Genomic DNA, 11,997 nt, shown 5'->3' with positions numbered 1-11,997 from the left:
CGTTAGCTACAAAGATAAAATTTTAGACGCATGCTGCGGTAGCGGTGCATTTTTAGTAAAAGCTATGAATAATATGATAAACGAAGTCGGCGGAAATTTCAATGAAAGCGCGGTTAAAATTATACAAAATGATAGACTTTTTGGAATAGAATTTGATAAAGAGCTATTTGCTCTAGCTTGTGCGAATATGTTAATCCATAAAGACGGGAAAACCAATTTGACTCATGACGATGCTAGAAGCGAGGCGGCCTGTGAATGGATAAAAAGCAAAAATATCACAAAAGTTTTGATGAATCCACCTTATGAAAATAAATTTGGTTGCTTAAAAATAGTAAAAAACGTACTTGATAATGTCGAGGACGGCGCGATTTGCGCGTTTTTATTACCGAGTAATAAACTTGAAGTCGGCAAAAAGCAAGTTTCGAAATGGCTTAAAAAGCACTCTCTTTTGAAAATCATCAAACTTCCAAAAGAAGTTTTTGCTCGTATGAAAGGTGCGAACGAAACATCGATTTTTATATTTAAAGCGCATGAACCACAAGGAAATAAAGAAATTTTCGGTTGCTATATAAAAGAAGATGGACTGGAAACCGTTAAAAATCAAGGGCGTCATGACTTAAAAGGCAAATGGCAAGAACTTGAAGATTACTGGGTAGATGTGATATATAAGCAAAGCGGCGATGAAAGCTGCCAATGGATAAAGCCGAATGAGAGCTTGCAGTATAAAATGCCCGAGCCTAAATTTGAGATAACCGAGCAAGATTTTAAAAAAGTCGTGCTTGATTATATGCTTTTTGAAAACGGTATCGATAAAAAGGAGTTTGAAAAAACTATTTTGGATAGCGTTTTATATGGAAGTGAGATAAATTTAGACGATGACGAGATAAAGATAAAGGTTTGAAATTGGAGTATAGAAATTTTAAAGTAACAGATATTTTTATAGTTGAAACCGGAGCAAATATACCACAAAATGAATTAAAATCTGGAAAAACTCCAAGAATATCTGTGACAAATTTAGATAATGGCATTTCTGGATATTATAATGATTTGTCGTCAAATAATTACAGAGTTAAGAAAATTTTATATCTTTTTCTTTTTTGGGAACTTGTTTTTATCATCCGTATAAGGCGAGTTTAGATATGAAAGTTCATAGTTTAAAGCCAATAGGATATATGCTTAATAAATACACTGCTTTATTTTTGGTAAATCTATTTAAAAAATCATTCAATGGCGTTTATAATGATCAAATTTCGAGTACCGATTTAAAAAAGTCATACATAAGGCTTCCTGTAACTAACGATATGATTGATTTTAATTTTATGGAAAATTATATAAAAAGTATAGAAGCTAAAATGCAAAAACTGATTTTATATCATAACGCGCTTGCCCTTTGAGAGAGAGAGAATAATTCGCCTAACGGCGATGTTTTTATTACGAATTCACATTTGGCAAATTATATCCAAGAGGCTATCATGCGAATAGCTGCAAGTCTTTTTGGTAAACTTAATTGCAAATGGGATGAGTTTGAACTTGCAAATTTGTTTGAAATTCTGCTAGCCAAAGGTGATTTGCAAGCTAAAAGACTTCAAAGTGGAAACAATCATTTAATAAGCTCTGGGAATTTTAATAATGGGATAGTTGCGTATGTGCAAAATTGTGATGAGCTAAGTGAAAAATTCGACGGTAATTCTTTAAGTGTAGATATGTTTGGGAAATGTTTTTATCAGCCAAAAAATTTTTATGCAGTATCCCATGGTCGTATAAATATTTTAAAACCAAAATTTGAACTTAATCAAAATATTGGATTTTTCATAGTATCTATTTTAAATAAGTCCTTTGGAGATCGTTATTCTTTTAATCAAATGTGCTCTCAAACTGCTTTAAAAAAGGAAAAAATTGCGCTCCCGGTCAATGGCAATGGAAATCCAAATTTTACTTTAATGGAAAATTTCATAAAAGAAATTAAACAAAATTATACGCAAAAACTAATTGATTATTATCTGCATCTTGCCGATATTGCGAAATAAAAAATTTTAAATTTATATATTTTAAAGCATGCTTATACCGCTATGCTTTTAGACAATCTCTTTTCTAAGTTTAAAATTTGCAAAATAATAGTAAGCTTAGCCCATTTTTTACAAAGGTTTGAAATTTGAAAAGCATAATTTTAACGCTAGCGATCCTGGCGGTCGGATTTTATTTTTATTCGATAAATTTTATGGTCACGGTGCTGGCGATCAGCTTCCTCATCTTTTTCCACGAGCTGGGGCATTTTTTGGCGGCGCGGGCATTGGGTGTGGGGGTGAATGTCTTTAGCGTGGGCTTTGGAGAAAAGGTCTTTACTAAGCGTATCGGCGCTACGCAGTACGCCATCAGCGCGATCCCTCTGGGGGGCTACGTGAGCCTTAAGGGGCAGGAGGATTTGGATCCCGCCGCGGCAAGTGCGGACCCCGACAGCTACAACTCCAAAGGCCCGATCGCGCGCATAATCATACTTTTTGCGGGACCGTTTTTTAACCTGCTGCTTGCGTTTTTGATCTACATCGCGCTTGGCTACATCGGCGTCGAAAAGCTAGCGCCGAAGGTCGGCAAAATCTCGCCGGGCTCCGCCGCAGCAAGCGCAGGGCTAATGCTAAACGATGAAATTTTAGCGATCGACGGCAAGCAGATCCGCGAGTGGGACGATATCTCAAAGCAGGTAACCGCAGCCCCTCTAAGCTTAGAAATCATGCGCGGCGGCGAGCGGCTGAGCCTGCAGCTCACGCCAAAGCTCGGCGAGAAAAAAACCATCTGGCGTGAGAGCATCAGAGTGCCGCTCATCGGCATTTCGCCCGATTACAACGCGACCGTGACGTTATATCACAAAGGTGCTCGCTCGCTTAGCTTCGCGTGGGATCAGACGGTGGAGGCATCAAAGCTCATCTTAGTGGGTCTCGAAAAACTCGCCAGCGGCGTCGTTTCGCCCAAGGAGATGGGCGGCATCGTTGCTATTACCGATATCACTTCAAAGGCGGTCGATTACGGCGCGGCGGTCTTACTCGCGCTCGTGGCGCTAATATCGGTAAATTTAGGGCTTATCAACCTCTTTCCGATCCCTGCGCTCGACGGCGGACACATCGCGTTTAATCTCTTTGAGCTCATCTTCCGCCGCCCGGTGCCAAAGCGAGTATTCGTAGGCGCTAGCTACGTAGGAATGGGGATTTTAGCGCTTTTGATGATATTTACGGTGCTAAATGATTTCGCTAGAATTTTGGGATTTTACAAATGAGACTGGATGAAATTTTAAAGCGCATTGAGGCTGCAAAAGTAGGCCCGGGCGACGTGCAGCTAGTCGCGGTGAGCAAAAACGTAGGCACGGATGAGGTGCGCGAGCTGTATTCGCAAGGACAGATCGCGTTTGGCGAAAACAGGGTGCAGGAGCTGAAGCGCAAAAGCGAGCTGCTGCGCGAGCTGCCGCTAAAGTGGCACTTCATCGGCACGCTGCAAAGCAACAAAATCAATCAGCTCATCGCTCTGCGCCCGACGCTGTGGCAGAGCTGCAACAATTACGAGCTCGCGCTTGCCGTGAATAAGCGGCTGAATTATCCGCTAGATACGCTGCTGGAGATCAACGCCGCGGGCGAGAGCTCCAAAACGGGGCTCGATAAAAACCGCGCGGTGGAGGAGTTTTTGCGCATCAAGCAGGAGTGCAAAAATCTAAATTTAATCGGCGTGATGAGCATCGGAGCGCACGCTAGCGAGCCAGCGCAGATCGCGCGAAGCTTCGAGGTGGGCCGCGAGATCTTTGACGCGCTCATACCGCACGGCGCGCGGATCTGCTCGATGGGGATGAGTGATGATTTTGAGCTCGCGATCAAATGCGGCTCGAACATGATCCGCCTGGGTAGAATTTTATACGCCTAAGTGCCGAAAGACGGGCTTTATCGCGCGAGCAAATTTTATACCGCTTTTATTAGACGGCGCGCTTAATTTGCCGCGCAAGCTAAATTCGGCGTTTGCCTCAACTACGAAATTTGGCGCGATAAAGCTAGCGTGATGTTAAATTCCAATCTTCGATGAAATTTTGCGGCATAAATTTTATGCAGCGCGATAATCGGTCGCACACGGCTCTACGCAACCTCCTATCTGCAGGTTCGGCGCCCTGTGCGATGATCGCGCGGCAGCCCTACGCAATAATTCTATCGATACGCTCGGTGCATGACGATACTCGGTCGCGCGCAAGCCTCATCGGCAAGCTCGGTCGCACGTCGCGATATAAAATTTTGATGCGCAAGGGCGCGGCGTAGTAAAATTTAAAGCGACGCGCCAATAGAGGGCGCGCGGAAATTTTAAGCGGCGGCGGAGAATTTTATGCAATAGCTCGCTAATGGACGGCGCGGCGCAAGAGGCTTAAAATAGCGGCGCGCTAGCGGGCGACGAGGCGGGCGCGGCGGCGGAAATTTGTGTAGCAGATGTGGTGCTGCGACGGGAAATTTTAAAGCGGCGCGACTTGGGCCGATAAATCTTGGGCGTGAAATTTGGCACAGCGTCTAGATCGTAAAATTTTGGTGCGTTTCGACGGTATAAAATTTAAAACGCCTTAGCGGCTTGAAATTTTAAGCTGTATGGCCGCGCCGAATTTTAAAGCGACGCAGCACAAGCCCGATCGATAAAATTTACCACAGCGCCGAGGCTGTGAAATTTAACCCGCTTCGCCGCTACAAATTCAAAGCAATGATGAATGAGACGCAGTTGCGGCGCCTATAGCAGACGAAGCGAAGCTCGTCAAGCAGTGAAAATTTAACCCGCTTTGACGTTGCAAAATTTCAAAGCGGCGGCGTAGACAACTCAATTCAGCGTAAGCGGCTCGATGTTTACTAAAACGACGCCAAGCGACGCGCGGAGTAACTCCGCTCGTTAAAATTTTAATCCTCGTAAATTTACTCGCCCGTTTAATACCGAATATAGAAGCGCGATATTTTTGAGCGGCCATATCCGCGCCGATCGTTTTGTATCTTGCGTTTTTATATCTACTTGGCAGGCTCACGTTTTATTTAAGCCGCGAATTCAAAAATACCCGATAGCTTTAAATTTACCCGCTGCGGCCTGTTTTAAATTTTAAAATTTCGCCTATTTTTCTATCGCACAGGCAAGCATCGCGCAGGTAAAACCCTCTGCGCTCCAGCGCCTAAAAGCGCAGTCGTAGCAGCTAATCTCGCCGCCGCACGCCATCTCCCTCTTCATCGTTATCGAGCCTAAATTTAGCGCAGCCCTCGGCGGTTTCGCGCGCTTTTTCGTAGTTAAATTTGCCGAATTTAAACTCGCCTTTTTCGTTAAAGCTTGAGCGCATCAAAAACCCCGAAGCTCTTTTAGGCTTAAGTTTCTAAAGCCGCCGCTAGCTTCTTTTTTGACGAGCAAGGTCGCCTTAAAATCCAAAAGCACCAGCTTTAGCGCGCCGATTAAATTTACTCGATCATCAGGCAAGAGAGGCTTAAAATTTTCATCCGCAACCGCCTCGATAAAATTTAATCCCAAAAGCTCGGCTACGCTCAAATTTGACTCTTTTAGCTCAAATTTGCCTCTGATCTTGCCGTCGTTTCCGCTAAGCCTCAGCCCTATGCCCGCAAGTGCGCCGATGACGCCGCGAGCGCCGCTTTTTAGCTCTTTTAAAAATACGTTTTGCTCTCTCGACTTCTCAAATGCTTGCTCCGTGCTTAAAAATATCTCTTTCGCGCTCTTGCCAAAGCTTATCAGCTCTTGCACATTTAAGATATCTTTTTCAAAGGCCGCTGCAATGCCGGGCTCCGCACTCGGCGCGCTTTTGCGTTCTAGTAGCCGGGTCGCGAAATCCAGCACTTGCGACTTTTGCTCCTCGCTAAGCCGGGCTTCAAAACACATACAGCTGTTGTGCGAGGTGTAGTTGATGCGAGGGATCTAGCAAAAGCTGATGGCGCGTGACAAATGAAACAGGCGCGAACGAGCCCGCAAACGCGGCGATCTCTTCAGCAAGCAGTCCTGTAGAAACCTCGTCGCCGAGCTCGTCCGTGTCATCGATACAAAGTAGAAATTTAAATTTCATTTTAAAAGCCTTAACATTTAAGTCTATTTTAAATATTTATAAAATAAAATTATATTTAAATATTTTAATAAAATTTATTCCATAAAATGGTATTTTATACAATATATAATAAAAATTTTATTTTAAGGAGTTAGGATGAAAAAGATTGGCTTAATCGCCTTCTGTGCCGCGATAGCGCTTCACGGCGATGTGTTTACGCTCGGACAAATCGAGGTCGTAGAAAATACCCCTGGCGTGCAAAAAAGCGACACGAACGTCGTAACCATCGATGAGCAACAGATACAAAAAGACGAGATAAAACGTCTCTCGCAGGTCGCTTACAGCACGCCGGGCGTTTACGTGGATAAAAAAGGTCCGCGCGCCGAGCAAAATTTCTACGTTCGCGGTTTTGATTCGCGCAGGGTACCGCTTTTCATCGACGGAATTCCGGTTTACGTACCTTATGACGGCAACGCAGACTACGGTAGGTTTAGCACGTTCGATCTAAGCAGGATCGATATCTCAAAGGGCTCAAGCTCGGTGCTCTACGGTCCAAACACTATGGGCGGCGCGATAAATTTAATCACCAAAAAGCCTAGCAAGGAGCTTGAGGGAAATTTAGGCTACGGCTTTGAGACGGGCAGAAGCGGCAAAACCTACGGCAATAACGTCGATTTGAACATCGGCAGCAAGCAGGAGCTGTTTTACGTGCAAGCAGGCGGTAGCTTTATCGAGGATATGGGGCAGCAGATGTCGCGCAAATTTAAAGGCGATGCCAATGGCAACGAAGATGGCAGCAGACGCGATCACTCCGTGCAACGAGATAAGAAATTTAACTTCAAAATAGGCATTACACCAAACGAAACCGACGAATACGCGATCGCTTACATAAATCAAAAGGCAAGCAAAGAGCAACCGATGTATGCCGGAAGATATACGGCTTTTAGTCAAAAGGACCGCTTGTGGGATTGGTATCAATGGGATAGAGAGAGCGTCTATTTCCTATCGCATACGAAATTTGCAAATAGCTTTTACATAAACACTAAGGCCTTTGCCGATGAGTTTAAAAACGGAATGTTTGATATCGATAAAAAAGAGGATAGCAAGTATAAAGATAACGCATACGGATTCGGTTTAGAAATGGGCGGAGACGTAAGCGATAGTAACACGCTTAAATTCGCCACAAACTACAAATACGATAAACACTCCGGACATAAGATCCACTATACCGGAAGATTCGGCACCGAACCGACAGTTACCTTTATAGATAGGACTTACGGCTTCGCGCTTGAAGATACTCACAAATTTACCGATTTTACTAAGCTGATTTTGGGCGTTAGTTACGACACTAGAGATGCTATCAAAGCCGAAGACTACATCCAATTTAAAGGCGGCGGAGGTGGAGCCGACAACCCTGCTAACTGGAAGCTAACCTCGTTTGACGTAGGCAAGAAACATGCCTTTAATTATCAAGCCGCGATCAAACATAGCTTCGACGGCGAGGACGAGCTAAGTCTAAGCTATGCTAAAAAGACATATTTTGCTAGTATGAAAGATAGATATAGCGAGAGGTTTGGGCGAAATTTTGCAAATCCATACCTAAAGCCCGAAGTAGCAAACCACTACGAGATCGGCTACCAAAGAAATTTTGGAGAATTTTTGAGGTTGGAAAGCTCGGTATTTTACTCCAGAGTTAAAGATGCTATCGGCACGACGAGCGTTACTAGATTTAGACAAACCAGAGATATGAATGTAAACGTCGATAAGGCTCATTACAAGGGCTTTGAGCTTGCCTTAGCCTACTTTGCGACGCAAGATTTGGAGCTTGGCGCAAACTACACATATATGGATGCCAAATATAAGCAAAGCGGCGAAAGCACGATAGTTTATGATCTACCGAAGCATAAAGGATTTTTATATGCAGATTATAAAATTCTGCCTAAATTTGGCGTTTACCTCTCTCAAGAGCTAAGCTCTAGCTTGTGGAGTAGAGTACCTGCGGGCAGAGCCGGAAGCATAGATCACAAAACGGCCGGCTTTGGCGTAACCAACCTCAAGCTTACGTACGAGCCCATCGAGAGCTTAAGTATAGAGGCTGGCGTGTCAAATCTATTCGACAAAAATTACGAGTATAGAGAGGGCTATCCTGAGGAAGGTCGCGTATTTTTCTCAAACATCAGATATAAATTTTAATTCAGGTTTAAACGGCGGCGGCATTTTGCCTTTTTTTTCATTGAACTCCGCGGGCGAGCGGTTTTGAGCCCCATCTCATGCCGCCCGCCCCTTTTAAATTTAAACTCTAATTTTAAACTCTAAATTTTGCTCCGCACGATCTAAAATCACCGCCGCTAAATTTTAAAATTTAGCAGCTAAATAGGCGTCTATCGAAGATAAATCTATTTTAAAATTTCTTTTGCTATACTTGCGAAATCAAAAAATTTAAAAGGGAAAACGGTGAAAAAAATATTTCTATTTCTCTGTGCTGCTAGCATGCTTTTTGCTCTGAGCGAGGCGCAGATCAAGGACTACATCGCGCAAAACAGCGAAAATATAGAACAGCTGCAAGGCACTCCGTCTAAAATTTATGTCAGCTCGCCGCCGCTTTTATATATGCTTTACGCGCTTGATCCCGCTAAAATCAGCGGCGTAAATTTCGAGTGGAACGCCTTCGAGCGCCCCTACGTCAAAAAAGAGGTGCAAGAACAGCCCGTCGTGGGAGGCTTTTTCGGTCAGGGTAAGATACCAAACGCCGAGATGCTGCTGCGCCTAAATCCCGATCTCATCCTCGTAAACGCAAGCTCGCGCAACGCCAAAAAGATGAGCGAGGTTTTCGGCTCGATCAAAAAGCCGATGCTCTATCTAAGCGCGACGAAGCTTGAGGATTATCTGGATGGGTTTGAAATTTTAGGCGAAATCACGGGCAAGAAGGAGCGCGCAGCACGTCTCATAAACTACGCGAAAGAGTCGCTAAATTTGACTGCGCAGATCGAGGAATACATTAAGAAAAACAACCTGCAAAAGGTAAGAATTTACTACGCGCAGGGCAGCGACGGGCTAGCCACCGAGTGCGAGGGCTCCTGGCACGCGACGCTCATCGAGCGAGCCGGAGCGCAGAACGTGCATAAATGTAGCGAAGATCCAAACGCCAAATCCTTCGGGCGCGTAAAAATCAGCTTCGAGCAGCTCGTAAAGTATGATCCCGACGTCATCCTCATCTACGAAAAAGAGCTGTTTGATAAAATTTACGGCGATCCGAAGTGGCAGCTGCTAAGCGCCGTGAAAAACAAAAAAGCGTTTTACATCCCGCGCGAGCCCTTTTCGTGGTTCGACCGCCCGCCTTCATTTATGAGGTTTTTGGGGTTAAAATGGCTGATAAGTTTAACCTACCCCGAAGCGTTTAAATTTGACATGGTTAAAGAGACGCGCGAGTTTTATAAGCTATTTTTGGACCTTGAGCTCACAGACGAGCAAATTTATAAAATTTTGGGACGCGCCGAGTGAGTAAAGCAAAATGAGCAAAAAGGCGTTTGCGTTTTTAGCCCTGCTGCTGGCGCTTTGCGTCGCAGGCTCGCTGCTGCTCGGTAAATATGGCTTTGGCGCAAGCGATTACATAAACTACGTCACCGCTCTTTTAAAAGGCAAAAATTTAAAAGAGTATGAAGTCATGCACACGCTCTTGCTCGAGATCCGCCTGCCGCGCATACTTGCCTGCGTGCTCATCGGCGCGAGCCTCGCGATCAGCGGCGCGGCGTATCAGGCTATGTTCGTAAACCCGCTCGTTAGCCCCTCGATACTAGGCGTTCTAAGCGGCGCGGGATTCGGCGCAGCGGTCGGGATGTTTTTCAAATTTAACGAATACCTCATTCAACTTAGCACATTCGGCTTCGGTTTTCTTGCCGTGGCCGTGGCACTGGGCGTTTCGGCGCTGTATTCGCGCAGCGGTAGCGTCATCGTGCTAGTGCTCGGCGGCGTCATCAGCGGCTCGCTCTTTACCTCGCTACTCTCGGTGCTAAAATACGCCGCAGACCCGAACGACACGCTTCCCGCGATCACCTATTTTTTGATGGGCAGCCTAGGCTTTGCGTCTAAAAGTTTTATCCAAATTTCAATTCTGCCGATGTGCGCGAGCGTTTTGCTGCTAGCGCTTAGCGGCAAATACCTAAATGCGCTAAGTCTTGGCGAGGAGGAGGCAAAGAGCCTAGGCGTAAACGTAGCGCGGGTTAAAATTTTCATCATCCTAGTCGCGACCTTCGTTAGTGCGCTTAGCGTGACGATCGCGGGCATCATCGGCTGGATCGGGCTTATCGTGCCGCACATCGCGCGTTTTATCTTCGGCGCCGACAACCGCGCGGTACTCGCCAGCTCGGCGATGATCGGCGCGATATTTTTGCTCGTTTGCGACAGCTTCTCGCGGCTCATTTTTACCTTTGAGATCCCTATCGGCATCGTGACCTCGCTATTTGGCATTCCGATGTTTATCGTCGTGCTTCGCCGCGCCAAGAGGAACTTTTGATGCGAGAAAATTTGATAGAAGTGCGAAATTTGCGCTTTGCCTACCGTGACAAGCCCGTGCTAAAGGGCATCAGCTTTGACGTAGCGACGGGCGATACGCTAAGTATCCTAGGCGCCAACGGTAGCGGCAAAAGCACCCTGCTTCGAATAATGCTCGGATTTTTAAAATTTGAAGGTGAGGTACTAATCGGCGGAAAAAGCGTGCGCGACTACGGTAAGCGCGAGCTCGCCTCCCTCGTCGCCTACGTACCGCAGACGCATGCGCCGTCCTATGACTACAGCATCTTTGACGTCGCGCTGATGGGCGCGCTGTGCAGGACGCCGCTGTTTTGTAGCTTTAGCGCGGCGGATAAAAAGCTAGCCGAGCAGGCGCTGGAAAAGATGGGCATCGCGCATCTAAAAAACGCGCCCTACACAAAGGTCAGCGGCGGCGAGCGGCAGCTGGCGTACATCGCGCGCACGCTGGTTCAGGGCGCGAAAGTGATCTTTATGGACGAGCCGACCAACGGGCTGGACTTCGGCAATCAGATCAAGCTACTCGAGATGATAAAAGCTCTAGGCGACGAGGGCTACACCTTCGTGCAGACGACGCACTACCCGCGGCATGCGAAGTTCGTTTCAAGCTTGACGCTGTTTATAAAAGACGGCGAAATTTTAGCCTTCGGGCGCAGCGAGCAGCTCATAAACGCCGAAAATATCGATAAAATTTACGGCATAAACTACGAAAGATATGAGGATAGATTATAAATTTTACGGGTGCGTAGCGCCGTTAAATTTAGCCGAACTAGGGTAAAATTGCGCGCATAGAAGAACTTTTCGGCGGCAAGGCGGCGCGCCGAAAAATGCCAAGCTGCGGATCGCGGCTGCGGCAATGTAAGCAGCAAACCGAATTGCTAGCGAGCAAAATGTCTAAATTTAAACGATAAATTTAAAAGGAAAATCATGACTCCGCGAGAGATATTTTTAAACGGCTGCAATGAGATCGCGGCAAATTTTGCGTACTTCAAGCCCACGCAAAAGGGGCAAAAACTAACGAAGCTCACAAGCGATAAGGAGATTTTATTTGAAATTTATTTTGGCTCCAGCATGCGCAATTACTCAGGCAGCGTGAGCATCCTGCCGCAGATCGCGATCTACTGCAAGCACCTAAAAAAGCTGATGCAAGAGGAGCTGTCCTACTCGACCGATCTTGTTTTCGTATCACACCTGGGCTATCTCACGCCGCGCAAACAGTTTCGCGACTGGCAGCTCGCAGGCGCCAGCTTCGAGCCCAGCGTTCGCGAGATTAGCGTGGCTATCAAGGACTACGTGCTGCCTATTTTTGAGCTTTTTGAGGATAAACAAAAGGCGGTGGAGTTTATGATGCAGCGCGGGGCTAAATTTAACAAAAATCTAAGCGCCTTCGATCTTCGCCCGATCTACTTTATCTATTATTTCGGCGGCAGGGA

General features: G+C 45.9%; 15 protein-coding genes. 12 read left to right on the top strand and 3 right to left on the bottom strand.

The window, feature by feature from the left end; translation table 11 throughout:
* The 7 genes from KH703_RS09690 to KH703_RS09660 form a co-directional block, all read left to right on the top strand.
* Positions 1-901 (top strand): N-6 DNA methylase (locus KH703_RS09690; RefSeq protein ID WP_304295675.1); only part of this gene is annotated, 901 nt, incomplete at its 5' end.
* A 2-nt stretch (positions 902-903) separates the two neighbouring features.
* Positions 904-1,137: a hypothetical protein gene (locus KH703_RS09685; protein WP_299085614.1), complete on the top strand. Its 234-nt coding sequence runs from the start codon at positions 904-906 to the stop codon at positions 1,135-1,137.
* Positions 1,098-1,394, top strand: a complete 297-nt coding sequence (locus KH703_RS09680; RefSeq protein WP_367178659.1) for a restriction endonuclease subunit S — start codon at positions 1,098-1,100, stop codon at positions 1,392-1,394. Before KH703_RS09685 ends, KH703_RS09680 begins: the two co-directional genes overlap by 40 nt.
* A 51-nt stretch (positions 1,395-1,445) precedes the next feature.
* Positions 1,446-2,027 (top strand): restriction endonuclease subunit S, encoded by a 582-nt coding sequence (locus tag KH703_RS09675; RefSeq protein ID WP_299085610.1) that lies wholly within the window; start codon positions 1,446-1,448, stop codon positions 2,025-2,027.
* Between the two features lie 125 nt (positions 2,028-2,152).
* Positions 2,153-3,268, top strand: a complete 1,116-nt coding sequence (gene rseP / locus KH703_RS09670; protein ID WP_304295671.1) for an RIP metalloprotease RseP — start codon at positions 2,153-2,155, stop codon at positions 3,266-3,268.
* Positions 3,265-3,903 carry a YggS family pyridoxal phosphate-dependent enzyme gene (locus tag KH703_RS09665; protein ID WP_304295669.1) on the top strand — a complete coding sequence of 213 codons (639 nt, stop codon included), beginning with the start codon at positions 3,265-3,267 and terminating at the stop codon, positions 3,901-3,903. Before rseP ends, KH703_RS09665 begins: the two co-directional genes overlap by 4 nt.
* Before the next feature lie 176 nt (positions 3,904-4,079).
* Positions 4,080-4,286 carry a hypothetical protein gene (locus KH703_RS09660; protein ID WP_304295668.1) on the top strand — a complete coding sequence of 69 codons (207 nt, stop codon included), beginning with the start codon at positions 4,080-4,082 and terminating at the stop codon, positions 4,284-4,286.
* A gap of 902 nt (positions 4,287-5,188) precedes the next feature.
* Here the strand turns inward: KH703_RS09660 and KH703_RS09655 are convergent.
* From KH703_RS09655 to KH703_RS09645, 3 genes are read right to left on the bottom strand one after another with little or no spacing between them, the layout of a single operon-like run.
* A complete protein-coding gene (locus KH703_RS09655) occupies positions 5,189-5,329 on the bottom strand; it encodes a hypothetical protein (protein WP_304295666.1) in 141 nt (46 codons plus the stop codon).
* Positions 5,329-5,877: a hypothetical protein gene (locus tag KH703_RS09650; RefSeq protein WP_304295664.1), complete on the bottom strand. Its 549-nt coding sequence runs from the start codon at positions 5,875-5,877 to the stop codon at positions 5,329-5,331. Before KH703_RS09650 ends, KH703_RS09655 begins: the two co-directional genes overlap by 1 nt.
* The gene (locus tag KH703_RS09645) at positions 5,867-6,058 is read right to left on the bottom strand and encodes a hypothetical protein (RefSeq protein ID WP_304295662.1); all 192 of its coding nucleotides are present in this window, start codon (positions 6,056-6,058) and stop codon (positions 5,867-5,869) included. The genes KH703_RS09650 and KH703_RS09645 overlap by 11 nt, the downstream gene beginning before the upstream one ends.
* 135 nt (positions 6,059-6,193) lie before the next feature.
* On the opposite strand from KH703_RS09645, the gene KH703_RS09640 reads away from it, so the two are divergent.
* The 5 genes from KH703_RS09640 to KH703_RS09620 form a co-directional block, all read left to right on the top strand.
* Positions 6,194-8,230 carry a TonB-dependent siderophore receptor gene (locus KH703_RS09640; protein ID WP_304295660.1) on the top strand — a complete coding sequence of 679 codons (2,037 nt, stop codon included), beginning with the start codon at positions 6,194-6,196 and terminating at the stop codon, positions 8,228-8,230.
* A gap of 261 nt (positions 8,231-8,491) precedes the next feature.
* The gene (locus KH703_RS09635; RefSeq protein WP_304295658.1) at positions 8,492-9,538 is read left to right on the top strand and encodes an ABC transporter substrate-binding protein; all 1,047 of its coding nucleotides are present in this window, start codon (positions 8,492-8,494) and stop codon (positions 9,536-9,538) included.
* A 10-nt stretch (positions 9,539-9,548) separates the two neighbouring features.
* A complete protein-coding gene (locus tag KH703_RS09630; protein ID WP_304295657.1) occupies positions 9,549-10,550 on the top strand; it encodes an iron ABC transporter permease in 1,002 nt (333 codons plus the stop codon).
* Positions 10,550-11,296, top strand: a complete 747-nt coding sequence (locus KH703_RS09625) for an ABC transporter ATP-binding protein (protein WP_304295656.1) — start codon at positions 10,550-10,552, stop codon at positions 11,294-11,296. Before KH703_RS09630 ends, KH703_RS09625 begins: the two co-directional genes overlap by 1 nt.
* A 195-nt stretch (positions 11,297-11,491) precedes the next feature.
* The coding region (locus KH703_RS09620) for a hypothetical protein (protein WP_304295655.1) at positions 11,492-11,997 on the top strand (506 nt) is incomplete at its 3' end.

Origin of the sequence: Campylobacter gracilis (assembly GCF_018374135.1) — a bacterium.
Lineage (GTDB): Bacteria > Campylobacterota > Campylobacteria > Campylobacterales > Campylobacteraceae > Campylobacter_B > Campylobacter_B gracilis_A.
The sequence above is the reverse complement of the archived record's forward strand: the minus strand, read 5'-3'. Positions and strand labels throughout refer to the sequence as shown.

What these genes read in the sequence shown, in the direction of transcription:
- KH703_RS09625 (WP_304295656.1), top strand. Translation starts at nt 10,550, where the DNA reads ATGCGAGAAAATTTGATAGAAGTGCGAAATTTGCGCTTTGCCTACCGT.
- KH703_RS09645 (WP_304295662.1), bottom strand. Translation starts at nt 6,058, where the DNA reads ATGAAATTTAAATTTCTACTTTGTATCGATGACACGGACGAGCTCGGC.
- KH703_RS09630 (WP_304295657.1), top strand. Translation starts at nt 9,549, where the DNA reads ATGAGCAAAAAGGCGTTTGCGTTTTTAGCCCTGCTGCTGGCGCTTTGC.
- KH703_RS09640 (WP_304295660.1), top strand. Translation starts at nt 6,194, where the DNA reads ATGAAAAAGATTGGCTTAATCGCCTTCTGTGCCGCGATAGCGCTTCAC.
- KH703_RS09650 (WP_304295664.1), bottom strand. Translation starts at nt 5,877, where the DNA reads ATGTGTTTTGAAGCCCGGCTTAGCGAGGAGCAAAAGTCGCAAGTGCTG.
- KH703_RS09655 (WP_304295666.1), bottom strand. Translation starts at nt 5,329, where the DNA reads ATGCGCTCAAGCTTTAACGAAAAAGGCGAGTTTAAATTCGGCAAATTT.
- KH703_RS09665 (WP_304295669.1), top strand. Translation starts at nt 3,265, where the DNA reads ATGAGACTGGATGAAATTTTAAAGCGCATTGAGGCTGCAAAAGTAGGC.
- KH703_RS09660 (WP_304295668.1), top strand. Translation starts at nt 4,080, where the DNA reads ATGCAGCGCGATAATCGGTCGCACACGGCTCTACGCAACCTCCTATCT.